Below are 23,832 nucleotides of genomic sequence, written 5' to 3'. Positions count from 1 at the left end.
GAACGGATCATGTAATCAAAGGCAGACAGTGAGGCTTTGGCACCTTCACCGGTAGCAATGATAATTTGCTTGTACGGCACAGTGGTACAGTCACCTGCGGCAAATACACCCTTGACACTGGTTTCGTTACGGTCGTTGATCACGATCTCGCCACGGTTGCTCAACTCAACCGCACTGTTCTTCAGGAAATCAGTGTTTGGCAATAAGCCGATCTGTACAAAGATCCCTGCCAGCTCAACCGTATGCTCAATATCAGTCGCACGGTCTTTATATTTCAATGCCGTCACCTGAGCACCATCACCGACCACTTCGGTACTCAATGCATTCATGATCACGGTGGTATTTGGCAAGCTGTTTAACTTGTCTTGCAACACTTGGTCGGCACGAAGTTTGGTATCGAATTCAACCAGTGTGACATGTTCAACAATACCGGCAAGGTCAATCGCTGCTTCTACACCCGAGTTACCGCCACCAATCACCGCAACACGTTTGCCTTTGAATAATGGGCCATCACAGTGCGGGCAGTAAGCCACACCACGGGTACGGTATTCTGCTTCACCCGGCACATTCATCTCTCTCCAGCGTGCACCGGTGGAAAGAATGATGGTTTTCGATTCCAGCTTGGCACCATTTTCCAGTTCAACTTCAACCAAACCGTTGGCCGTTTGATCTGCACCTGTGATCTTGCTGACACGTTGCAGGTTCATGATATCCACACCGTATTCACGGACATGTGCTTCCATATCCTGAGCAAACTTCGGACCAACGGTTTTCTGCACCGTGGTGAAGTTTTCAATGTCCATGGTATCCATCACCTGACCGCCAAAGCGTTCAGCCACGATACCGGTCTTGATGCCTTTACGTGCTGCATAGATTGCCGCAGTACCACCGGCAGGACCACCACCAATCACCAACACATCAAATGCATCTTTGGCATTGATAGCCGCTGCATCTTTCTCAGCAGAATGGGTATCCAACTTGGCCACGATTTCTTCCAAAGTCATACGACCTTGACCGATATGTTCATTGTCTTGGAACACTATTGGTACGGCCAAGATTTTGCGCTCTTCCACTTCATCCTGGAAGAAAGCACCATCAATCATGGTTGCCGTGGTATTCGGGTTGTTGATTGCAATTAGGTTAAGCGCTTGTACTACATCTGGACAGTTGTGGCAGCTTAGTGACACAAACACATCAAAGTTGGCAGTCAAGTTGAGGCCTTTGATCTGGGCTAAAACTTCATCAGAAACTTTCGGTGCATAACCCGATACTTGCAATAATGCCAGAATCAAAGAAGTAAACTCATGGCCCATTGGCAAGCCAGCAAAGAACACACGCGGTTGTTCACCTGCCTTGGCCACACCAAAGCTAGGACAGCGAGCGTTTGAACCGTCAAAACGCGCCGTAACCTGATCAGAAAGTTCCGCAATTTCAGTCACCAGTTCTTTGATTTTCTCTGCTTTGTCTGAGTCATCCAAAGCAGCAACCAGTTCGATCGGACTTTCTAAACGTTCTAAATAAGCTTTTAATTGAGTTTTAATATTTTGATCTAACATGTATTTCTCCAAACCCTAAGACTTTTAAATCGGTCAATTCATTCAATGAGGCTATATTACGTAAAAATGATAAATAGGTAAAACAGTATGTTTTTATGAGTTCAATCGAATAAATCTATCAAAAACAAATCGACCGGCACAGCATACTACGGCAACGCCGAAGGTTAACGCGGTGCGGTACGCTGTCAGGCGTTCTGAACATAAAAACAGATTAATACTCAAGCTTTTGACTAATTCGATTGCGACGATTTTTTAAATGCTTGGCGAGCATGTACAAAATGGCAGTTAAAGCCAAGACCAGAATAACAATTCCGCACAAGATCACATTCACAATCTGAGAAATACGCTCGGCTTGCTGGGCCCGTAAATCTAGCGGTTGTGTAAGTGCGGTGATGCTTTTACCGTAAAGCTGCTGTTGCATGACCCACAACTGCTCAGCTTTAAAATCGTATTTCTTAAATAAAAGCGGATCATTCTTTTCTGCATCAATCAGCTGATTCATATAGACATTGGCAGTCTTACGATCGGCGGGCTGATGCAATAAGGCCACTTGGGCCAGCACATACGCTTTTTCAGTCGAAGAAATTTCGGCTTGCTGCAAATCCTGAGCAATCTGGCTTTCTACAATATTATTTTGATAACTCATCCACTGCTGATAAGCCTGTTTGGTTTCATCTTTCCAGTCATACTGAATGTAGCTTAAACCAGACCAGAGTAAGATAAATGCAATGATCCATGCCAGAAAGCGTTGCGTCCAGGCCTGAAAACGCTGCTGAAAAAACCTGAGTTTTTTTGCCCAGCCGACCAGAAAAAATGCCCCAATAAATGAAACCAGGATCTTCAGGAACAGCCAGCCGACCCATGACAGTAAATTAAATAAATAATCAACAGGTTGCTTGAAAGGAACAAGCTCCTGGACATGATAAGGCAAATCGAGTACCTGAACATGCATGGAAAGATCGAAGAAACGATAGATCAATTCTTTTTGAAAAAATAGCGATGCAATGGTAACAAGCGCCAGAGTACTACTTAGAAAAAACCAGATCATTAAATGACGTTGACGTTTTTTTAACACATCTAAACGCTGGTCAAGCGGCTGTACACTAAAATCGTCTATCGGTGACAATGATCTTTCCTTCAAAAAATTAATCGTATCAAGATTGAGGTGGCTGGCTATTCTCCAGCACCAGATGATTCAGACTATCCTGTAAGGCCCGTAACCGTGTCGTGGCTTCCGCACGTTTCTGCATGCCTTCTTTCTGGATCTGAATCACATCATTTACTGTTTTAATGAGGGTGTTTTGGACATGTTCAAGGGTTTCCACATCAATCACTGAACGCTGATTGGCTTTAGCCGTATCAACCGAGTTTTGATGAAGTAACTCTGCATTACGGCGTAATAACTCATTGGTGGTGTCATCAATGGCTTTGGCAAGCTGTACGCTATTCTTTTGCTCCTGCAATGAAATTGCCAGACTAATCTGGTTTTTCCAAGCTGGTAAAGTGATGTTTTTAATCGCATAGAATTTATCGACCAGCATCAGGTTATTCGACTGGATAATGCGGATCATGGGCAATGTTTGCATCGCAGACTGTTGTAACACCTGTAAATCACTGACCCGCTTTTCCAGATTATTGGCTAAGTGATTCAGATCATAAATCTGCTGTGTGGTCTGCTGGTCCTGCTCTTGCGCCGTCAAAGCCGAAATCTGCTGCTGGATATCCTGTTGCTTCAACTGACCCGCTGCGATATACACACCTAGCTGCTTGTATTCATCCTGTACGGCGTCAAACATTTTATCGAGCGTACCAACCCGTGCCTTCAAACCAGATTGCGAGCTTTCAATTTCCTTAACCAGAACATCGATCTGTTCTTTGGTGGTATTAAAATGCTGATCAAAATTTTGCTTGGCGCTTTTAAACTTGCTGAGTAGACCGCCCAAAAAACCCGAGCTTTTTGATTTATTCAGAATGCTAGACGTATTCAGCTGCTGGGCAACCTGCACCACTTCATTGAGTTTTTGACCGGTGTTATCCAGATCTTTATTCTGCACCAGACTCAGCAATTCATCCGTATAGGTTGAGGTCTTGTTGGCAATATTTTTGCCATATTCAGCCACAACAGTCGGACTCATCTCTGCCAGTTCTTTATGCGCATCCATCACCTCGGCAAGGTCGTGCGGCTGTAAACCCAGCTCTTTCAGGTTAAGCTGCTCGAAACGTTGCTCAGTTTTGAGTTCAAGTTCATGAGATACTTTGCTAAGTTCTGAATCTGACATGGTATTCCCCTCTTATTTCTGTAATGATTTTTTCAAATTTTGAATCAGGTTTTCTCGGCTCTTGTCCAGTTGCTCAATGGTCGACGATGACCCGGACTCACGACTTTGCTTCAAATGATATTGCCATGCAGGAATTAACACCTGTTGCGCTTCCTTAAAACGGTCTAACAGACTAAACGACAAATGCTGGGACAATTGCATCTGCTTCATCGCAATATCATTGCTGCTCTGTAAGGTTTGTAGCGTATTCACTTTTTTTGACAGGCGCTCGACAAAATGGTCCAGCACTTGCTGCTTGCTAAATTGAGGATATTCTTTTAAAAACTCATCCGCGGCCTGAATATAGGCTGCCATCTGCTCACGCAAACCCAATGCCTGTTGCAGACGTGACTGCGATTTCTGGATTTCTATCTGCAAGCGCTGACTCAGGTGATTGGCTTCATGAATCAGACGATCTAAATCTTTGAGATATTTGACTTGACCCGCATCATATTCGACATCAATCCCCAACCATTTTTGCAATGCATTGAAGCGACGTCCACCCAGATATTTTTTTGAAAGCGAAAGCTGCTGAATAATCTGGCTAATCACTTCGCTCAATTGCTGATTCAGTTTAGGATCAACACCATTGAGCAAAACACTCTGGGCTTGTACCAAATGATCTGCATAATGATTTAAACGATGTGGATCGTTCAGCAAAGGCACTAAATCATTACGCTTGATCGCTAAAATATGTTCTTGATTTGACTCAATTTGCGATAAAGGTATCAAGTCGGGCGGTATCGTCATATAAGTTAAAAATCGTGGGTACAAATAAATTTGGACAGCTTTAGTTGTAGCATGTTCTGGCAGTTTCGCCTACAGGATTGTTGTTATGTTTTTTAAAATATATGGCCTGATTAAAAAAGCAAAAACCCTCTAAATTACAATCAATAAAGAGGGTTATGCTGAGCCTGATTCATGATTTATTCATCATTCAGTGCACATTCAAAACTATTTGGATTTTGCTTGCAACGCACCTTCTTCAAGAAGTTCATCATTTTCGGATCATAAATCCCGGCCTTGGTCAGGGAAATACGTGCCTCACGCATCATTTTCATATAATTCACCTGCTCTTCAGGGGAAATATTCATCCAGTATCTGGCTGGGATTTCCTTTTCATATTTGGCGATAATATTAAAGGTACGGCCCAATTGACCTGCCACCCATTCACGTGACTTTTGCCCAAATCCTGCTGGGAACTTATCCTTGCGAATAATAAAATTTGCCGAGATTTGCGTGAGCGGAAATTTTACGATGCCGCCTTTATCGCCTAAACCTTTATAAAGTTCAAAAGGCTTATAGGCCACAATCGGTGCAGGCACAATATCAATCTGGTGATTATTGAATTTGGCACCGGCATTGGTCACATCAACTGAAACTGCTTGGGCACCAACCTGAGCTACCAGCTTCGGTTGTGCCTCATCATAGGCAAATACCCCGACCTTCTTTCCGGCAGCCTTGGCTAGGGTATTGATACTACGGTCACAAACAAACAGATAAGCAGGCCCAATGGTACCAAGCCCGGCAATCTCATAAGGCCCATTGATCATGCTTTTTGCAGCTTGTGGCTTGGACAAAATTTGATAGGCTAAAATCGCCGTTTTCAAATCAGTTAGCGCACCAATCGCATCTAGAGAACCGACATATTTATTGAACTGTCGGCCACGTAAGCCACTGATAATCGCTCCATCGCATTGCCCGACCTTCAGATCTTCTGCAGCCACACGCTCATCGACATAGGCACGTAAATCGATATCCGCACCCCATTTTTTGGCTTCAAGCGCATAATCCTTTGCCAATGCAAAAGCATCGCCCGATTTACCCACAGGATCGAATACACACACTGTTTGCTTGGCCTGTGTAGCGACTGCACATCCTAGCAATGCCAAAGCCATCAAACCGTTTTTAATGATCATTCCGTTCTTCCCGAATCAGATTGCTTATCTATTGATCACACCTGATTGAGCTGCATGATCCTATGACATGTTTTATTTTTTTAAGTGATTTGCAGTCAATAAAAACCGAGTAGATCCTTCAGATCAGCTGATTCATTGGCCCGTTCTAGATATTCAGTCAGATGATTTTTGTGGCAGTGCATAAGTGCCAATCACATGGGCAACAGGTTCCTCATCATCCAGTGAATATAACCAGACTTCGCCCGTGACCAAGGTTTTACCCACTTTTATCAACTTACAAACAGCTCGAATATCACGATTGCCATTTGGTTTACGAAAAAAATTAATAGTCATATTGGTGGTCACCGCCATCGCGACCAGACCTAAATGCCCCAAAATGGCAATGTACAGCACGTAATCTGCGACCAGCATTAAGGTCGGCCCAGAAACCGTCTGACCAGGCCGTAAATCACCTGTATCGACACGATAAAGCAGCTGTGCTCCTCTGGGTGTAATTTCTTCAATGCTACTTTTCATTAGTGCTTGCGGAAATTCTTGTGCCAGAAATCCCATGATTTGGTCTTTTGTTGCTGCCATGCGTTCTTCCCTTGCTCCTGTTATTTGATCCCTGATTGAAACTGACATGCTTGTCACGCTCATTTAATCCGTCTGGCTGGAAAGCTGATTTAATCCCTGCCAATAGCTTGGCGGTTCAGCCACATGTCCACGTTCACGTAGCATTTGATGCACTTTTGGCAGTTTAAAGTAAGGTACCGTAGCCATCAAATGATGTTCTTTATGATAGTTCACATTGATCGGAGCAACCAAGGCGCGTGCCAGAAAGCCCGCTTTGGTGGTCCGGGTATTGGTTAAGGCACTGTGACTGGTCTCCATGCCAGCATGCTCTGCCATTGAACGGACTCTGAGAAATAATGGAAATGGGGTTAAATAGGCCACCACCCACAATGCATAAAGTTTAGGATGACCTGCCGCCCATAATGCTGAAAATAGCGCGGCATTGGTGGCAATTGCCCCACCACTATTCTTTAAAAAGGCTTTAGGATAATCAGTCCAGTGTTTGCCTTCCTGAGAAATCCAGCGACGGTCATTGGAAACTGTCCACTCCATTTTCTCAATATCCATCAGCACACGACCGACCGCAAACTTAAATCCGGTCACTCCGGTTAAGTCACGCATAAATTTGCGCATCAATGATTTCTTAGAAGTGGGAAAACCCGCGACCAGTGATAGATCGGGATCATCTACTGTCGAGGTTTTGCTGTGATGGCGCATGTGATGGGCACGGTATTTATGTAAATCATTCCAGATCGGACGCGCGCACAACCAGTCAGTGAATGTGTCATTCAGCCATTTGGTTTTAAACAGGCTCTGATGTGAGGCATCATGCATGATAATCGCCAAGGCCAGCTGACGCCCTGCCAAAATGACCAGTGCTGCTATGCACATCAGTAATTTCCCCCAAGCGGGCAAATATTGCCATGAACTGGCTACGGCAGCAAAAGTCCCGCCAATCACGGCCCAGGTCGAGAACACCGCCCAACCGCCATGCAAATCTGATTTTGCTGTGAGTTCAGTAATTTCCTCTCTACTGAATAAGTCACTAATTGCAACACGTGTATTCATCTGTTTACCCTGCCTGGAGCTGTCTATTTTTATAAAGCTACACAATTTATATTTTTATTCTAAACTTAGTAATATTTCTGTCAATAAATTAAAATTAAAATAATCGTAATATTTGTAATCAGAATTTACTCGACATGGCTTTCATAAAATTTGCGCCATGCGTCCAGTCCAGTCTGATCCAGCTGTTGTACACTTGCAGCGAATTGCTGGCGCAGTTGCACATCTACAAAATCTTCTGGCAATAAAGGATCATTCATCAATAAAGAAATGGTCTGTCGCCCAAGCAATAAAGACTCTCGAGCAGCATCCTCTAAGGAGAGTTGCGATACAGTCGCTAACCACTGCTGAATCATCTGAGCATATTTTTCATAATTCTGGTTTAAGGTCTGGGTTGCCCAAAGTTTTGGCAAATTCGCTAAAGTTGTCGCATCAAAATGATTGATTTGACAGATCTTGGCAGACTCTTCCAGTCCCGAAGACTTCAGTTCAGAAAAAAGCGCATCAAAACCAATAGCCAGATTATCCGGACGGATATAAATCCCCTGTTCCAGCTCTTTAAAGCCAAAATGCTTGAGTGCCCTTTCACGCCGATTTAAAGCGGTACGGTCAACACGCCCCAACGCTCCGGTTAATACTGCCAGATATTGATGATTCCAGTTCTTAGTCTGTTTAATGCCCTGTTTACGGTTTAACATGACATCAGCCCATTCATGCGACTGCACTGTAAACTGATAGATACCGCGCTCAATTGCTTCAATCACGCCATCACTGGACAAGCGGGTCACTGCGACGCGAATACTGTTTTCACTAATGTCAAATAGTCTGGCCGCCACAATAATCTGCTTAATTGAAATTGCACCACCTTGTAAGCCCAGTAGTAAATCTATTATTAAATCACGCGCATTCATTTTAGCTATTATCATGTTGCAGTTGAACCGATCTGGAAATATGAAAGATGAGATATAAGAGATTGAAATCTTAACTGAGAATCTTCCTTTTGGCATGTGCTAAAAGGAAGAGTTTTTTATTATTTATAGGAAAACAAACAGTAAAATAATACCGAGAACGATACGATACCAGGCAAATACACGTAAGGTATGGCGTTCAACAAATTTTACCAGGGCGCTGACCACAAACAGTGCCGAGATAAAGGCCGCGACAAAACCCACCGCAATATTCAGCATATTGTCTTGCGTCAATACATCCGCATTACGTGCCAGGTCAAATACCGCTGCGCCCAACATGGTCGGCATCGCCAGGAAGAATGAAAATTCGGTTGCGGCTTTACGAGACAAGCCTGAGAACATTCCCCCAACAATGGTCGCACCTGAACGCGAAGTTCCCGGAATCATGGCCACACATTGCGCACAGCCCACCAGAAACGCTTGCTTATAGGTAATCTTGGTTGCATCCGTAGTTTTATGCTCAAATTTAATCGACTCCACCCAGAAAATGATCAGACCACCTACAATTAAAGCGACTGCAACCACCAGCGGACTAAACAGGACACTCTTAATAAAATCGACTGCAAATACCCCGATCACCACCGCTGGAATAAATGCCAGTAAAACACTAAAAGCAAAATGCCGTGCTTCTGCATCGCCACTAAAAAAACCTTTGATCAGGTCAAAAATCTTTTGTCGATATAACCAGCACACCGCCAGAATTGCACCCAGTTGAATCACCACCTCAAACACCCGACCATCATCGGAATGAAAGTCGATCATATGACCAAATAAAATCAAATGACCGGTACTTGAAATGGGCAGGAATTCGGTTAAACCCTCAATAAAGCCTAAAAACAAGGCTTTTAAAATTTCAATATGTTCCATAAATTACTCAAAAGCAGGTAATACAAGAATAAAAATAAATGGCAAGCTTACCTTGAAATGGCAGCATTTTATGTGTTTGTCACGTAACGTTTTTATCAAAAAAACACATGCAAGCGAATGTCCCTTAAATAATCATCAGACTATTTTTCTTTTGCATTTGCTCAACCACTTCGTGTGTATCAAAACCCAGACGCCAATATAAAAGCTCTAAAACATCCAGCTCATCCTGGGTAATAATCCGGTCGTTCCAAAGACATCTTTCTGCAATCGACAAAATATTGAGACGATCGCGCAATAACAACCCCGACACGTCATTCAGGATTTCCGCCAGATCCAGTGGCTCATCCGAAATATCGGCATAAGTTTGCATTTCGTCTTCAGTCAACAGCAGTTGCAAGATACGTTCCCGCACCTCAAGCTGATTTGGACTGTTAATTTGCTGAACATGCAGCAAGGCATCAATCAAATGCACAATCTGGGATTTCACATCTTCAAAAGCCGCAGGTAAATGGGCCGGCATTAAATTCAGTTCATGTTTGACGCGTTCCAGCAACAAAGCATCCAGCAAGCCCACTTCCCCATCTTCCTGAATAATACAGGCCAGCTTGGTAAGAAATTGACGGGCGATACTGGCTGGCATGTGCCCAATATTCTTGCAGGCATCATGGAAAATCTGCACATGGATACGGCCATCCAGATTCAGTAAGGCATCAACAATGGCATGGCTGACCGGTGCATCCTGTGGAATAAATTCGCGATATTGACGGATCATCAGAATCGCCACCATCACCTCACGCGAACCCGTTGCGGTTTGCATGGCGCGCTGAATCAATTCAGGGCGTTTCTTATTTTTACGTATCTCTGGGTTAAGTGGCTTAATCGCATCGTTCAAGGCAAAGCTAATCGGCGATAAACGCAATAGCGGCAAAGGCTGCGGTGAGCTCCACGGCGTGGTAATGTCGGTGGTTTCTTCTTCCAGCGAACGAAACAGGCTGAATAAAGGACGATTACGCAGTTTTCTGAGATTTTCCAACTGTAAATCTTGCAATAAGGTCGGATTCAATTCATAGATGCGGTCTTTAATACTGGGATGAATATTCATCCAGCTTTGCGGACTCAATGAATTGGCAAAACACATATGTGAAATGGATTCAGAATAGGCGCTATGAATTTGCGAACCGGAATGATGCACGTAAATCCGTAATAAGGTTTGAATATTGGCATTATTATTCATCAATCGCATGGTCTTGAGATCATTGCGAAAGGTTCGCCCACTCAAGGTAAGGTATTTAATTGCTCGAGTAATCAAAATACCTAAACTACCAATCAGCCAGATCACACCCCCTATTGCGACAAAAATGGTTTCAAACTTATTACGATAAGAGGTTGCATAGGGACTATATCCAGCCTGAGCCAGCTTACTGCCCCATTGGCTAAATGTGGTTAAGCCACTGTATAACAATTTTAGCTTGGTATTTTCGACGGCTTCTCCGGATAGAATCTGGTTAAACTCATAACTGAGCAAGCCATACAGTTCCAGCTCATCCAGGTTTTGCAAAGCCCCCCAGGTCAGGATAATTACAATATCCTGTGATCTGAAGCCTGCGGTTAAGGCATTTACCCCGACTTCATCCGGTAATACATAGACAGCAGGAGGATCGATGGAAAAACTTTTGGCAACTTGCTCCACAATTTTTAATGCCGTACTTTCTTCCGGCGTACTTTCATCGAATACCAGGCGTCTGGCTTTTAATTGCTTGGCAAGTGAATGCCCGCCTTCACGGAGTACATATAATTCTGCACCGACCGACCAGAACAGCACACAAATCAGCAATAAAATGAAATAGGGACTGAGCGCATGCCACCAGATGGGCTGGGTATAATCAAAAAAATGAACCACCAAACCTAAAATTAGATTAAGAATAAAAACGGTCAATAACATCGCCAGCCAACAAAAGCTCATTGACCATGCAATATTCTTATTTTCGATTAAGTAATGGCTCATTTCTCTCAATGTAAATTTTCCTGATTACATTGTTTCTATTAAGGACTTCCGTATCCGCTATCATAAAATAAAAAAGCGGGAAATTCCCGCTTTTCTATGGACCAAAAGGTTTACATTTCTTTGATACCGGTTAAATCTACCGAAGCGGCATCAATATTCACATCGATATAGCTATCCAATTTATTTTTGGCAGAATCGCTACGTTTTTGCTCAAGGTTATCAAGGTAAGCCTTGTCAATCCCCCCCGCCACATAAATACCATCAAAGACTGAACAATCAAATTCAGTCAGATCTGGCACTTTACTGGTACGCACGGCATTTTTCAAATCTTCCAGATCCTGGAAAACCAGACGGTCTGCACCAATATTTTCACGGATTTCTTCCACGGTACGTCCTGATGCAATCAGTTCAGCCTTGGCTGGCATATCAATACCATAGACGTTTGGATATTTCACCATTGGCGCGGCTGAAGCAAAGAATACTTTCTTCGCACCCGAATCACGTGCCATCTGGATAATTTCGTTACAGGTGGTGCCACGTACAATCGAGTCATCGACCAGTAATACATTCTTGTCTTTAAACTCAAGTTCGACCGGATTCAGTTTTTGACGAACCGATTTTTTACGCTGTTGCTGACCTGGCATAATGAAGGTACGTCCGATATAGCGGTTTTTCATAAACCCTTCACGGAATTTCACCCCTAAAATATTCGCCAACTCTAAAGCGGAAGTACGGCTGGTATCCGGAATTGGAATCACCACATCAATATCGTGCTGCTCGCCCCATTCTTTCAAAATCTTGTACGCCAGCTTCTCACCCATTTTCAAGCGTGCTTTATAAACTGAAATGCCGTCGATCGTGGCATCTGGTCGCGCAAAATACACGTATTCGAAAATACATGGACGATATTCAGGATTTGCAGCACATTGCTTGCTAAACAACTGACCATTCTCATCAATGAAAATCGCTTCACCTGGGGCAATATCACGCTCAACTTTAAAACCGAGTGCGGTAATCGCCACTGACTCAGAAGCGATAATATATTCAGTGCCTTGCTCAGTTTCGCGAGAACCATACACCAGCGGACGGATACCATTCGGGTCACGGAAGCCGACCAGGCCGTGGCCTGTGATCATGGCAACCACGCCATAAGCACCTTTACAACGCTCATGTACGCGAGAAACGGTGTGGAAAATATCGTCCGGAGTTGGATTTAAAGTGCGAAGCTTTTGCAGTTCATGCGCAAATACGTTGAGCAGGACTTCGGAATCGGAATCCGTATTCATATGACGTAAATCTGTTTTAAACAGGTCATCATGAATTTCTGCGGCATTGGTCAGGTTACCATTGTGTGCAAGGGTAATCCCGTACGGAGAGTTTACATAGAACGGTTGCGCTTCAGCACTGCTGGATGAACCGGCGGTTGGGTAACGCACATGTCCAATCCCATAGTTCCCAAGCAATGCACGCATATGACGGGTATGGAATACATCACGTACCATACCGTTATCTTTGCGGAGAAATAAACGCCCTTGGTGGCAGGTTACGATTCCTGCGGCATCCTGTCCTCGATGTTGCAGCATCGTTAAGGCATCAAATAACATTTGGTTCACTGGTGATTTACCGGCTATCCCAACAACTCCACACATAGCAACCTCGCGACAAGCTAGCGATTAATAAAAAGGATTTTTCGTCGAATGATCAGAACGCTCAGTGACTGATGCGCGCTCTGATTCGTCCATTTCTGGTGAAGGGCGATGTAATAACGCACCTTCGGATGTCATTTGATGTAAGGCTTGATTTGCCGCATCTTTGGACATTTCAGTTGCCAAAGGTGCGTAAGGTAATAAAATTTGTACAAATTTAGACTGTTTCCAGTGCGGTGAGCTTTCAACCCAGGGTCCAAGGCCCTGCATGGTGATCAGCACAATCAAAAGGCCTTTGAGCGAACCAAAAGCGCCCCCTGCTAAACGATTTAATGGGCCCAGTTTTAAACTTTTCAAGAGCCCGTTGAGTAATGCCGAAACAATCCAGGTACACACCACGATGATCAATACGATAAAAGCAAAAGCTGCAATTTTTTGCACAACCGGGTCTTGGCTCAGCCTGCTCATCGCAGGGGCCAATAACACAGCGTATTTTGCTCCAATGATCAATGCAAATATCCATCCGATCAAGTTGGCAAAGGCTTTAATAAATCCTTGGCGCAAACCGTTCAGCCCTCCAATGAGCAAGATGACCAGAATAATGATATCAAGCGTGTTCATTTCACAATGTCATCGTATTAACACAATCTTTAATCAGGGTTGGACCAGTATAAATCAGTCCGCTATAGACCTGAACGAGGCTCGCTCCTGCCTGTTGTTTCGCAACCGCATGTTCGCCTGCCAGAATACCGCCGACACCAATCAAAGGAATCTGACCCGCAAGTACTTGCGCAAACTGACCTAAACATTCGGTACTTTTCTCAAATACAGGCGCACCAGACAAGCCACCCGCTTCATTACCGTTTTCCAGGTTTTCGACACCTTCACGGCCTAGCGTGGTATTGGTCACGATGAGACCATCAATCTTGAATTGCAATAATTGTGCTGCAATAAAATCAATATCTTCTGCAGTGAGATCAGGTGCAACTTTAAGCACCAGAGGAACATAATGATTATATTGTTTTGCCAGCTCTAGTTGTCGATCTTTTAATGTTTGTAACAACTCTGTCAGTGCGTCACCACTTTGTAAGCTACGTAAGTTTTTGGTATTTGGCGATGAGATATTCACCGTAACATAAGAAGCGTAATTATAAACTTTTTCGAGACAGATCAGATAATCAGAAACCGCATCTTCAACAGGCGTATCGGCATTTTTACCAATGTTAATACCTAGCACACCTTTAAATTTTGCTGCCTTGACATTCTCAATCAGTTTATCCACGCCGTCATTATTAAAACCCATACGGTTAATAATGGCTTTTGCCTGAGGAATACGGAATAAACGCGGTTGAGGATTACCTGCTTGTGGACGTGGTGTAATGGTTCCAATTTCGATAAAACCGAAGCCTAAAGCTGCTAAAGCATCAATATGCGCACCATTTTTATCCAAACCAGCGGCAAGACCTACAGGATTCGGGAATTCAATGCCCATACATGTCACAGGTTTTGCTGCTACTTTCTGATGCATGAAGCCAATTTTATGGGCTTTATCCAGCATTGAAAGTGTAAGTTCATGTGCACGCTCTGGCGCTAAAGTAAACAACAAAGGGCGAGCCAATGAATATAACATACCAATCACAGTCTACTGTTTTTTCAAGTAGGCATATTATAGGCATAGGCGTATCAAAACACCATGCCTGACATAGGGTTATTTTTTAAGGTCTGGTGACATTTCAGCCATATATTGCCTGACTTCTACAAAACCATTCAAACGAGACCTCAAATGTAGATAAGGAGACCCTGTTGGCAAACTTTATAAGCCAGTTTGCTGATTTTTTGCTTTAGTCCCAAAGACCTATTTATATTCAGGAAAAAATACCCCCACCTACTCTAGACAGGAAAATATGCAGTATTATTCCTCATACAACCGGCCTTCGCTGACTTTGCTTACAGTTTATGATTGAGTTCCAGTATCGCCTGCTCAGAAAGATCATGTATTACAAAAAGGCTACGCATTCAGGCTGAGCCCTCATACTGTGTAAAAAATCCAAGACCCTGATCTTATTGCACTGTTGCAGTCAATTTAATCTGATTGTTATTTGACACCATATCCATTTTTTGAATGCTAATGCCCATTTGTGACAACTGCATTAAAAAGTTAGCTAAAACGGCATAGTTCTGATGTTCTGCCACCAGTTGAATCTGTTCCCCATTTTGCTGGGAGGAGACAGCCAGGCCCTGCTGCTGCGCGGTACGCTGAATCTTGTCCGCAGCGGACAGTGCAAGATCATTGGCAGGCTTCATGGTAGCAGCATTACTCTGCATCCAGACGGTCAGATCCTTGAGTTCATTTAAACGTTTTTGCTGTTGGTCGGCCAAAGCGTGCATTTTCCACAAGGAAAAACCAATCACAGTCACGATCACAAAGATGGTCGTAAAAATAACCATCACGCGCTCACGTACAGATAAACCTTGCAGATAGTCATTAAGCGCTTCAATTTTCTGGTCGAAGCTGTTTTGTAAACGTGTTAGTGCTTTCATTATTTTACTTTTACCACCCCGATTGCGCCGACACTGTCCGCCTGCACATTACCTAACTCAGCCTGAAAACCTTGTTGATTTAACTGTTGGGTCAGCCCTTGCAGATCTTCTGCCGATTTTGCCTTGAGCGACAGGGCCAGTGTTGAAGCCTCATAGCTGACTTGCTGGGCCACAATCTGTTTTTGCATCAGGATAGGCCCGACACGACTCAACAGTGAAAGTGCCTGGGTATCGCCCAGCTGACTCATCCGTAACTGGCTTTCAAACTGGCTTTTGATATTTTGTTCAGTCACCCTGATATTTTCACCGAACCAGTGTTTATATTGGTCAATGGCTTGAACAGCCGTCTGATCAGCGACTTTTTTCAATTTCGACCAGCGCAAGGCATCATAGCCCAATTGCACCACGATCACAGCCAACAGCACTGCCGCTGCAGCTTTCCAATAACCCGACCATTGGGTTTCGGCATGTTTTGACTTCGGCAAAACATTAAACGGATGCTGTTTTGCTTTTAACAGCGGCTGAAATTGATAACTGAATTCCGTGCGCTGGTCTTTGCTGGATGCCGTTGCCAGACTGTCCATCTGGGCAGCATTTAAATTGGCAAACTTAAACTGCGTTTCAGCTGGCTGAAACTCAAGAAACAAACCCAGATCATCCACCGAGTTCCCCAACCATGCATTTTCCCTGACCAGTAACTGATCATAGAGATTGACCAGCACCACTTCATGCTGTGCGGGTTCAGGCAAAATCAAAAAGTCAGGCAAGAAGGCACTGATCTGGACAGGTAACAGACTGAGTGCATGCTGCCAGGTTTCAATGCTTGACTGGGCCACCCCCAGAATACTGACCTGATCCTGCTGAAAATGATGGACCACTTTCATCTGGTCAATCGGCAAGCTTACAAACTCTTCCAGAAGATATTTAATCCCTTCTTGACCCAGTTGTTTGTAATGTACCTTAGTCATCGCCTGTTGCAACATCTGCGCATGACGGCTTGGAAAATAAACCACGGTCTCTTTTCCGCTATGCGCCTGCAAGTCTTGAATCAGTTGCTCAAGACTGTCTGCCTGCAACCAGTTTTCCCCAGCCGACCAATACCATGTTCCATTGGTTTCGGGCATCCATAAATACAGCATCGGTGTTCAGTACCCTTATCCTAACGCGGATATATAAAAATTATAATGTTGGCGTAAAACGGTTGTTTTGTGTCGATAGTCCATTCGCGATCACAGCTTGATCATAAATACGGGCTTCTGCCAATGCAAATGGATTAAAGTTCTCATGGGTCAACTGTTCAGCAATATGCGCCACCACATTCATATGACACACCACTGCAATTGACTCATATGGTAATTTTGACAACCATTCAATCGCATCTTTGGCCTCATCATCCGGTTTAATTTTATCGCAAATCAATACGGGAATACCGTGAAAATGTGCCTTGATATGGGCCAAAGTTTCCTGGGCACGCAACAAAGGACTCACCACAAAGATGTCTGGCTGAATCACATCTTTTAAAAACTGCCCGGTTTGCTCAGCCTGCTGATGACCACGCTGGGTTAAGGGGCGTTGCATATCGTTTCCATTGATGGCTGGAGACGCTTCACCGTGACGAACTAAAGTTAACTGCATAAAACGACCTTATTTTTTTATAGCGGTATCATAACGCGAATAGATGACAGTTTTTTGATACATCTCATGATTTTGCTTAGACTTCATGATGAGGTAAAACAAACTCAACATCACTACGATGACCATTTTTCATTAACGACAATGCAATATTCATGGGTGGTGCGCCTTCAAAAATTACTTCATACATTGCATTGGTAATTGGCATATACACATCCAGTTCTTGTGCTTTGGTACGCACCTGAACAATGGTATTAATCCCTTCAGCGGTCTGACCCAATTCTTTGCTTGCCTGATCCAGTGTTTTACCTGAACCCAGCGCAAAGCCAATCTGATAATTACGGCTTAACGGGCTATTACAGGTTGCGAATAAATCACCCACGCCCGACAAGCCCAGGAATGTTAAAGGATTGGCACCTTGCTTGACAGCAAAACGGCTCATCTCAGCCAAAGCACGAGTCAGGATCATACTCTTGGTATTTTCACCAATCTTGTAAGCATCCCCCATCCCCATCGCCACGGCATAGATATTTTTCAATGCACCACCCAATTCCACACCATGCACATCATCGCTACCAAACACACGGAATAAAGCACTGTGTAAGGCATGCTGAACGGCATAGCGAACCAGTTCAGAATCACTGGCAATCACCGTGCCTGATGGCATACCTGCCATGATTTCTTTGGCAAGATTGGGCCCCGATAACACACCGTAGGGTACTTCCGGCAATTCTGTGCGAATAATATCGCTCATGAAACTGAAGGTTTTGGCCTCAATCCCTTTGGTCAATGAAACCACAGCCTGAGACGTAATAAACGGTGCAATCTGCTTTAACACATCACGAAATGAATGGCTCGGAATCGCCACCAGAATAATGTCACGGTCACGTACTGCAAGCTCCAGATCGGCGACTGCACGCAATCCGGCTTCCAGAGTAAAATCAGGTAAATAGCGTTTATTGACGTGAGTCTGGTTAATTTCTTCTGCGACGGCAGCATCACGAATCCAGATCATGGTATCGCAGCCATTACGCACGGCTAGGTTAGCCATGGCTGTACCAAAACTACCACCACCCAATACTGTAATTCTTAATGCTGTTTTTTGATCTACAGCCACCGGTTCAACTAAATCGCTAAATTTTAACTCTGTCATTTTTTATCCTGAAACCTGTTTTCTTTCTTTCATCATTGCAAACCGAGCTTAGTTTGCTTGCCACACCTTGACAAAATCCTGACTGTTTATTTCTGCACGTGGTGCAATCGCCTTTGCCGCAGTGCCAATATAAATAATTCCTGAAATTAAATCTTGCTCTTTTAAACTCAACTGCTGTTTTAACCAGTTTGACTCAACGACGGCTCCTGAACGCCACATGCTGGCAAACCCTTGGGCCTGTAAAGATAACAAGAAATTCTGTATCGCTGCGCCCGTGCTCAGAATCTGTTCAAAGTGCGGTACTTTGGGATGATCCTGAAGCGTCGTTAAAGCCAGAACCAGCAACGGTGCACGGAATGGATGCTGCTTGACCCGATCGAGCTGGGCAGGATCTGTTTCTCCGAGGTCTGCCAAGGCCTTAGCCAGATGCTCACCAAAAGCAGCGCGCTGTTCAGCAGTAACGATGACAAAACGGGTCGGTTTTAAACGATGATGATCTGGGGCAGTCAGCGCAGCTTGCACTGCTTTTTCAAGTTGTTCTGTATTCGGTGCAGGCTCAATGAGTTGCCCAATAGATTGACGTTGATGAATATTTTGATGAATTGTCTCTATATTTGAGTCCGTCATTGAAATGAATCTAACTAACACAAGGATGGCGCTAGATTAGCATAATCTGAATGAATTCCACTATGCCTAATTCCTGCTTGTAAGGATGGGTTATATTGCTTTTTTGTCAATAAATGGAAAATCTCATGATTACTAAGCTCATCATTCATTTGACAAAATTAACAGAGTCTCTGCACAAACTGTACATAACCTGCCAAAGCACCCATAAATTATATGTTCAAATAATATGATTACGTAATCACTTGAGAACAAGCAATGAAAAAAACCTTCATCATGAGTTTACTTGGCGGCCTGGCATTAGGTCTAACGGCATGTGCATCTACACCAACCAATACCTTGGCCATTCAAAAAGAAAATAATCAGTTTGAAGTGACGGGCATTGGTAAAACCAATCTGATCGCCAAAAATAATGCGATTAGCGCTGCTCAAAAAACCTGTAACCGCAATACCTCACCTGTTGTTGTAGATGAAAAAACAGCCTATCAAGGCGTACTCAAAGGTGTGGTGGATGAGCAAACCGGCAAGATGGTTGAAGCCGCCGCAGGTGTGATTGGCACCATTACAGGTAAAAATGCCTCATTAGCTAAAGATGATGATTACCAGACTACCCTCACCTTCTATTGCAAGGCCAACGCCTAAATACAAAAAAGCCGATGTTTCTACATCGGCTTTTATTTTATGTATGGCTTAGTGAGCTTGGCTCGCAGCAACTTCTGAAGCCGCCCCATGCTCTGCAACATCGCTATTATGTTCATCTAGATTGGGCTTATCAATGGCATCAATTGCAGCTTGTTGTTCTGGAGTGGTCTGTGTCGATTGAGTAGATACAGCAGAAGCTGCCTGATCTTGCTGTTCAGCATTCTTCGCTTCATCTTTCTTTGCACATGCAGTCAGCATGATTGGAGCAATGATTAGCGCGGCAAGGGTCAATTTAAATTTCATCACGGCTTTCCACAGTAACTTGATTAACTTGTGACAAGCATATTTCAGATATATGACACTTTAATGACGACCATGTTATCCAAAAGTAAAAAGAGCCGATTTAAATCGACTCTCTTTTTATTTCTTTATTTAATCAAAGTGCTACGTCTTGATTAAGCACGTTCAAGTAGAACCGCAACCGCCGGTAAAGTCTTGCCTTCTACGAACTCAAGGAAAGCACCGCCGCCCGTTGAGATATAACCGATTTGGTCAGCAACTTCATATTTATCAATCGCAGCCAATGTGTCACCACCACCTGCAATCGAGAAACCAGCAGATTCAGCAATCGCCAAAGAAAGTGCTTTGGTCCCTTCACCGAATTGATCCACTTCAAATACGCCCACTGGGCCATTCCAAAGAATGGTTTTTGAAGATTTCAGGATTTCTGCAAATGCTTTAGCCGTTTCAGGGCCAACATCCAGAATCATATCGGTGTCAGTCACATCTGCAACATTTTTCACAACAGCTTGTGCGCTTGCCAATGAACCCAGGAAGTCTTCAAAGTTGATCTGGCTAGCATCTGCAACCACAACATCCGTTGGCAATGGCACACTGACTTTTGCAGCAATTTGTTTTGCCGTTTCAACCAGATCAGCTTCGTAAAGTGATTTACCCACGTTATAACCTGCTGCTGCAAGGAAGGTATTGGCAATACCGCCGCCAACAATCAATTGATCGCAGATGGTAGACAATGAGTTTAATACATCAAGCTTGGTTGATACTTTAGAACCGGCAACAATCGCTACCATTGGTTTTTCTGGAGTTTGCATGGCACGACCAAGCGCATCTAGCTCAGCAGCCAGTAATGGACCTGCCGCTGCGATTGGTGCAAAACGTGCTGCACCTTCTGTTGATGCTTCTGCACGGTGCGCTGTACCAAATGCATCCATTACGAATACATCACAAAGCGCTGCATATTTTTTTGCCAGTTCTTCGTTATTCTTCTTTTCACCGTGGTTGAAACGCACGTTTTCAAGTAATACCACCTGACCTGCTGCAACGTCCACACCATCTAGATAGTCTGTGAATAATTTAACGTCTTGACCCAAAGCATTGCTTAAATAAGCAGCAACTGGTGCAAGTGATTGTTCTGGTTTTGGCTCACCTTCTACAGGACGACCCAAATGAGAAAATACCATCACTGCCGCACCTTTCTCTAAAGCAGCTTTAATGGTCGGCAATGCCGCACGTAAACGTGCATCACTGGTAATTTCCCCATTTTTTACAGGAACGTTTAAGTCTTCACGAATAAGGACACGTTTACCTGCTAAATCAAGATCAGTCATGCGCTGAAAATTCATGGATGGCTCTCTAGTTGATTTTAAAAACGGCACAATTTTAAATGATTCTCTGAAATAAAGGTGAGTTTTTTTGCAGAAAAGCTGCCGAAGCCGTCACTTTTGATTATGATACTCAGCGTCACTCGATCTTTATTATTATTATGTCTATTCATCCAGATCCTAAAATTAATCGTTTAAATGTGCTTGGCGAACCTTTAGCCAGCTGTTGTTATGATCCCTTAACCGGATATTTCCGTAATGGTTTTTGTCATACCGCGGTCACCGACTCAGGCCAACACACCATGTGCGCGCAAATGACCTCTGAGTTTCTGAATTTCTCACAAAAAGTCGGCAATGACCTGATCACCCCGTTACCTGAAGTCGGCTTTCCCGGGCTTAAACCGGGTGACTTCTGGTGTATCTGTGTCACGCGCTGGGTTGAAGCCTATCAGGCTGGGCATGCCCCACCGATCAAACTGAATGCATGTCACAATGCAGTTCTACACTATGTGCCCCTCAATATTCTTGTGGAATATGCAGTGTAATGCGTCAATATGAACTGATTCTGGCATCCGGCAGCCAGACCCGTAAAGACCTCATGGATCGTTTAAGACTAGATTATCGCTGTATCTCGCCTGATATTGATGAATCTGCAACAGGTGAATTACATGCCGATGACTTGGCTAAACGTCTCGCTTTTGAGAAAGCAGCTGTGATTGCTGCGCAACATCCAGATGCGATTGTGATTGGTTCCGATCAGGTCGCTTGGCGTGAACATGCACCTTATGATTTCATTGGTAAGCCACTAAGTGTTGAAAATGCCATTCAGCAATTACAGGCCAACTCGGGTCAAACCGTATTTTTCAGCACTGCGCTCAGTGTCCAACATGTACAATCTGGCTTTGCAACGACATTGGTCGAACATTATCAAGTCAAATTTCGTCAGCTGACCTTGGCAGAAATTGAGCGCTATATTGAGATTGACCAGCCCTTGCATTGTGCCGGCAGTTTTAAATGTGAAAGCTTGGGCATCAGCTTATTTGAAAGAATGGCGGGAGATGATCAAACCACCTTGATGGGCTTGCCGATGATTCAGTTGTGTAAAATCTTACGTCAGTTTGGGATAAACGTTCCTTAAAAAACACCCTGATCCAAATTACTTTAGATCAGGGTCAATCATTATTCCTCAACGACCTTGACTCGCTTTGGTAAAGCAAACCAGATAAAGATCGACAAGATCAAGAATAATAAGGCTGCCACATTCAACACGGAACGATGCGATTGACTAAAAGCCTGTTTTGCAGCTGTAATCACATGCTCAGCAATCATGGGCTGTAATTGCTTGGCAGCTTGAACTGCCTCCCCAATCGAGCTACTGACCTGTTCAATGATGCTAGATGGTACATCGGCTGGTACCACAATCGAGTTGGCATAGAACCATGACAACATCAGACCGAAAAAGGCAATGCCCAAACCTGCGCCCAATTCATAGGCCATGCCTTCAATTGCCCCTGCTGCCGTGGCTTTACTTGGCGGCACTGACGACATAATGGCCGAGGTGGATGCCAGTAAAGCAATTTCTACGCTGATTCCCAGCACAACCATCCAGCTCCAGACCTGCATCTTCGCCTGCATAAAGTCTGTATTGGCCAGGCCCCACAAACTGACAGCGCTCATCAACATCCCCAGCGATGCCACTGAACGCAGACCGAAACGGTTAACCAGCATACTGGCGATTGGGCCGCCTAAACTAATCGCCACCATAAACGGTAAAATAAATGCACCCGCAGCCAATGGTGAAAGCTGGTAAACAAATTGCAGTTCCTGTGAAATCAGCAATTCAAAACCGACCAGCGCCATCATGGAGACAATTGCCATCACCACACCCGTTGCAATCACGGGATGTTTAAACAATTGAATATCGATCATTGGCGAAGTTGAAGTGAGCTGTTTACGGATAAAGCCCACCAGCAAACTAAAGCCCACCGCGAATATCAACACCGACCAGATGCTAAAACCATGCATCACGGTTTTCACAGCATAGATCATGCTCAGGATCGCAACCACCAGCACAATCGCCTGTAAAAGATTAAGGTTCTGTTTTGGTTGTCCTGCCTGTTTTGGAATCACGAAGACCGTTAAAGCCAATACAGCCAGCATAATCGGAACATTAATCAGGAACACTGCGCCCCAATGGAAATGTTCCAATAAGAAACCACCGAGTAACGGACCAAAGGCAGCACCACCCCCGCCGACCGTTGCCCAGATGCCAAGCGCAAAGTTACGTTGCTTTTCATCCAGGAAAGTATTACGAACTGCAGATAAAGTGGCAGGCAGAATCATGGCTGCACCCACTGCCAGTAAAGCCCGCGAACCAATCAAGGCATAAGCAGTCGAAGAAAATGCAGCTGCCAATGAGGCCAGACCAAATAAAATACCGCCAATAATCATCAGGCGTTTAAAGCCAATTCGGTCACCCAATGCACCCATGGGTAAAATCAGACCGGCCATAACTAGAGAATAGATATCAATAATCCACAGCAACTCATTTGCTGTTAAAGAAAGTGACTCACTCAAGGTTGGTGTCGCCACGTGTAAAACGGTTGCATCAATCGATACTGGGAGATAGATCAATACAACGATTGCAAGAATCAACCACTTGCGTGACATAAATGCCTCTAAATTGGACAATTGTTCAAATTGATGTCATTATAACCAA

At 44.1% G+C, this 23,832-nt stretch carries 24 protein-coding genes; 3 read left to right on the top strand and 21 right to left on the bottom strand.

Going from position 1 to position 23,832, the window contains the following annotated elements:
- The 18 genes from ahpF to J699_RS09850 all read right to left on the bottom strand — a co-directional run.
- On the bottom strand, positions 1–1,556 hold a 1,556-nt coding region (gene ahpF / locus J699_RS09765), incomplete at its 3' end, for an alkyl hydroperoxide reductase subunit F (protein WP_032882814.1).
- A 211-nt stretch (positions 1,557–1,767) separates the two neighbouring features.
- Positions 1,768–2,682, bottom strand: coding sequence for a hypothetical protein (locus J699_RS09770; protein WP_032867191.1), 915 nt, complete (start codon positions 2,680–2,682; stop codon positions 1,768–1,770).
- 28 nt (positions 2,683–2,710) lie between these two features.
- Positions 2,711–3,835, bottom strand: coding sequence for a toxic anion resistance protein (locus J699_RS09775; protein ID WP_005285074.1), 1,125 nt, complete (start codon positions 3,833–3,835; stop codon positions 2,711–2,713).
- 12 nt (positions 3,836–3,847) lie between these two features.
- A complete protein-coding gene (locus tag J699_RS09780; RefSeq protein ID WP_005285071.1) occupies positions 3,848–4,624 on the bottom strand; it encodes a hypothetical protein in 777 nt (258 codons plus the stop codon).
- A 176-nt stretch (positions 4,625–4,800) separates the two neighbouring features.
- Entirely contained in the window at positions 4,801–5,772 is a 972-nt protein-coding gene (locus J699_RS09785; protein WP_228131916.1) for a putative solute-binding protein, read from the bottom strand.
- Between the two features lie 174 nt (positions 5,773–5,946).
- Positions 5,947–6,369: a PaaI family thioesterase gene (locus J699_RS09790; RefSeq protein WP_005285065.1), complete on the bottom strand. Its 423-nt coding sequence runs from the start codon at positions 6,367–6,369 to the stop codon at positions 5,947–5,949.
- Positions 6,370–6,432: 63 nt separating this feature from the next.
- A complete protein-coding gene (locus tag J699_RS09795) occupies positions 6,433–7,416 on the bottom strand; it encodes a fatty acid desaturase family protein (RefSeq protein WP_032882812.1) in 984 nt (327 codons plus the stop codon).
- A 125-nt stretch (positions 7,417–7,541) separates the two neighbouring features.
- Entirely contained in the window at positions 7,542–8,339 is a 798-nt protein-coding gene (locus J699_RS09800; RefSeq protein WP_032867198.1) for a PaaX family transcriptional regulator C-terminal domain-containing protein, read from the bottom strand.
- 108 nt (positions 8,340–8,447) lie between these two features.
- Complete coding sequence (locus tag J699_RS09805; RefSeq protein WP_032867200.1) at positions 8,448–9,248, bottom strand: undecaprenyl-diphosphate phosphatase; 801 nt, start codon at positions 9,246–9,248, stop codon at positions 8,448–8,450.
- A 124-nt stretch (positions 9,249–9,372) separates the two neighbouring features.
- Complete coding sequence (locus J699_RS09810) at positions 9,373–11,262, bottom strand: M48 family metalloprotease (protein ID WP_165569296.1); 1,890 nt, start codon at positions 11,260–11,262, stop codon at positions 9,373–9,375.
- Between the two features lie 101 nt (positions 11,263–11,363).
- The gene (purF, locus tag J699_RS09815) at positions 11,364–12,902 is read right to left on the bottom strand and encodes an amidophosphoribosyltransferase (RefSeq protein WP_005229824.1); all 1,539 of its coding nucleotides are present in this window, start codon (positions 12,900–12,902) and stop codon (positions 11,364–11,366) included.
- A 24-nt stretch (positions 12,903–12,926) separates the two neighbouring features.
- A complete protein-coding gene (locus J699_RS09820) occupies positions 12,927–13,520 on the bottom strand; it encodes a CvpA family protein (protein WP_032867202.1) in 594 nt (197 codons plus the stop codon).
- Position 13,521: 1 nt separating this feature from the next.
- Complete coding sequence (locus J699_RS09825; protein ID WP_032867204.1) at positions 13,522–14,529, bottom strand: quinone-dependent dihydroorotate dehydrogenase; 1,008 nt, start codon at positions 14,527–14,529, stop codon at positions 13,522–13,524.
- Positions 14,530–14,960: 431 nt separating this feature from the next.
- On the bottom strand, positions 14,961–15,440 hold the full coding sequence (gspM, locus tag J699_RS09830) for a type II secretion system protein GspM (protein ID WP_005285055.1): 480 nt from the start codon (positions 15,438–15,440) through the stop codon (positions 14,961–14,963).
- A complete protein-coding gene (gspL, locus tag J699_RS09835) occupies positions 15,440–16,579 on the bottom strand; it encodes a type II secretion system protein GspL (RefSeq protein ID WP_032867206.1) in 1,140 nt (379 codons plus the stop codon). The genes gspM and gspL overlap by 1 nt, the downstream gene beginning before the upstream one ends.
- 40 nt (positions 16,580–16,619) lie before the next feature.
- The gene (gene sixA / locus J699_RS09840; RefSeq protein ID WP_032867209.1) at positions 16,620–17,075 is read right to left on the bottom strand and encodes a phosphohistidine phosphatase SixA; all 456 of its coding nucleotides are present in this window, start codon (positions 17,073–17,075) and stop codon (positions 16,620–16,622) included.
- Between the two features lie 76 nt (positions 17,076–17,151).
- Entirely contained in the window at positions 17,152–18,225 is a 1,074-nt protein-coding gene (locus tag J699_RS09845; protein ID WP_032867210.1) for an NAD(P)H-dependent glycerol-3-phosphate dehydrogenase, read from the bottom strand.
- Positions 18,226–18,273: 48 nt separating this feature from the next.
- A complete protein-coding gene (locus J699_RS09850) occupies positions 18,274–18,852 on the bottom strand; it encodes a nitroreductase (protein ID WP_032867213.1) in 579 nt (192 codons plus the stop codon).
- 255 nt (positions 18,853–19,107) lie between these two features.
- Between J699_RS09850 and J699_RS09855 the strand changes: the two genes are divergently transcribed.
- Entirely contained in the window at positions 19,108–19,491 is a 384-nt protein-coding gene (locus tag J699_RS09855; protein ID WP_005229807.1) for a hypothetical protein, read from the top strand.
- Between the two features lie 48 nt (positions 19,492–19,539).
- Here J699_RS09855 and J699_RS09860 read toward each other — a convergent pair whose 3' ends face one another.
- Together J699_RS09860 and J699_RS09865 are read right to left on the bottom strand one after the other, a co-directional pair.
- Complete coding sequence (locus J699_RS09860) at positions 19,540–19,794, bottom strand: hypothetical protein (RefSeq protein ID WP_032867216.1); 255 nt, start codon at positions 19,792–19,794, stop codon at positions 19,540–19,542.
- A 152-nt stretch (positions 19,795–19,946) separates the two neighbouring features.
- Positions 19,947–21,134 carry a phosphoglycerate kinase gene (locus tag J699_RS09865; RefSeq protein WP_032867219.1) on the bottom strand — a complete coding sequence of 396 codons (1,188 nt, stop codon included), beginning with the start codon at positions 21,132–21,134 and terminating at the stop codon, positions 19,947–19,949.
- 140 nt (positions 21,135–21,274) lie between these two features.
- On the opposite strand from J699_RS09865, the gene J699_RS09870 reads away from it, so the two are divergent.
- Together J699_RS09870 and J699_RS09875 are read left to right on the top strand one after the other, a co-directional pair.
- Positions 21,275–21,658 carry a DUF2237 family protein gene (locus tag J699_RS09870; protein WP_005229802.1) on the top strand — a complete coding sequence of 128 codons (384 nt, stop codon included), beginning with the start codon at positions 21,275–21,277 and terminating at the stop codon, positions 21,656–21,658.
- Complete coding sequence (locus J699_RS09875) at positions 21,658–22,251, top strand: Maf family protein (RefSeq protein ID WP_032867222.1); 594 nt, start codon at positions 21,658–21,660, stop codon at positions 22,249–22,251. The genes J699_RS09870 and J699_RS09875 overlap by 1 nt, the downstream gene beginning before the upstream one ends.
- 41 nt (positions 22,252–22,292) lie before the next feature.
- On the opposite strand, the gene J699_RS09880 is transcribed toward J699_RS09875, so the two are convergent.
- Positions 22,293–23,783, bottom strand: coding sequence for an MFS transporter (locus J699_RS09880; protein WP_032867224.1), 1,491 nt, complete (start codon positions 23,781–23,783; stop codon positions 22,293–22,295).
- Positions 23,784–23,832 lie beyond the last annotated feature (49 nt).

The sequence above is a fragment of the Acinetobacter sp. 1000160 genome, from assembly GCF_000588715.1.
GTDB classification, from domain to species: domain Bacteria; phylum Pseudomonadota; class Gammaproteobacteria; order Pseudomonadales; family Moraxellaceae; genus Acinetobacter; species Acinetobacter courvalinii.
The sequence above is the reverse complement of the archived record's forward strand: the minus strand, read 5'-3'. Positions and strand labels throughout refer to the sequence as shown.

Coding starts and splice junctions, on each gene's coding strand:
- J699_RS09775 (WP_005285074.1), bottom strand. CDS start 3,835: ATGTCAGATTCAGAACTTAGCAAAGTATCTCATGAACTTGAACTCAAA.
- J699_RS09780 (WP_005285071.1), bottom strand. CDS start 4,624: ATGACGATACCGCCCGACTTGATACCTTTATCGCAAATTGAGTCAAAT.
- J699_RS09785 (WP_228131916.1), bottom strand. CDS start 5,772: ATGGCTTTGGCATTGCTAGGATGTGCAGTCGCTACACAGGCCAAGCAA.
- J699_RS09790 (WP_005285065.1), bottom strand. CDS start 6,369: ATGGCAGCAACAAAAGACCAAATCATGGGATTTCTGGCACAAGAATTT.
- J699_RS09795 (WP_032882812.1), bottom strand. CDS start 7,416: ATGAATACACGTGTTGCAATTAGTGACTTATTCAGTAGAGAGGAAATT.
- J699_RS09800 (WP_032867198.1), bottom strand. CDS start 8,339: ATGATAATAGCTAAAATGAATGCGCGTGATTTAATAATAGATTTACTA.
- J699_RS09805 (WP_032867200.1), bottom strand. CDS start 9,248: ATGGAACATATTGAAATTTTAAAAGCCTTGTTTTTAGGCTTTATTGAG.
- purF (WP_005229824.1), bottom strand. CDS start 12,902: ATGTGTGGAGTTGTTGGGATAGCCGGTAAATCACCAGTGAACCAAATG.
- J699_RS09820 (WP_032867202.1), bottom strand. CDS start 13,520: ATGAACACGCTTGATATCATTATTCTGGTCATCTTGCTCATTGGAGGG.
- J699_RS09825 (WP_032867204.1), bottom strand. CDS start 14,529: ATGTTATATTCATTGGCTCGCCCTTTGTTGTTTACTTTAGCGCCAGAG.
- gspM (WP_005285055.1), bottom strand. CDS start 15,440: ATGAAAGCACTAACACGTTTACAAAACAGCTTCGACCAGAAAATTGAA.
- gspL (WP_032867206.1), bottom strand. CDS start 16,579: ATGCTGTATTTATGGATGCCCGAAACCAATGGAACATGGTATTGGTCG.
- sixA (WP_032867209.1), bottom strand. CDS start 17,075: ATGCAGTTAACTTTAGTTCGTCACGGTGAAGCGTCTCCAGCCATCAAT.
- J699_RS09845 (WP_032867210.1), bottom strand. CDS start 18,225: ATGACAGAGTTAAAATTTAGCGATTTAGTTGAACCGGTGGCTGTAGAT.
- J699_RS09850 (WP_032867213.1), bottom strand. CDS start 18,852: ATGACGGACTCAAATATAGAGACAATTCATCAAAATATTCATCAACGT.
- J699_RS09855 (WP_005229807.1), top strand. CDS start 19,108: ATGAAAAAAACCTTCATCATGAGTTTACTTGGCGGCCTGGCATTAGGT.
- J699_RS09860 (WP_032867216.1), bottom strand. CDS start 19,794: ATGAAATTTAAATTGACCCTTGCCGCGCTAATCATTGCTCCAATCATG.
- J699_RS09865 (WP_032867219.1), bottom strand. CDS start 21,134: ATGAATTTTCAGCGCATGACTGATCTTGATTTAGCAGGTAAACGTGTC.
- J699_RS09870 (WP_005229802.1), top strand. CDS start 21,275: ATGTCTATTCATCCAGATCCTAAAATTAATCGTTTAAATGTGCTTGGC.
- J699_RS09875 (WP_032867222.1), top strand. CDS start 21,658: ATGCGTCAATATGAACTGATTCTGGCATCCGGCAGCCAGACCCGTAAA.
- J699_RS09880 (WP_032867224.1), bottom strand. CDS start 23,783: ATGTCACGCAAGTGGTTGATTCTTGCAATCGTTGTATTGATCTATCTC.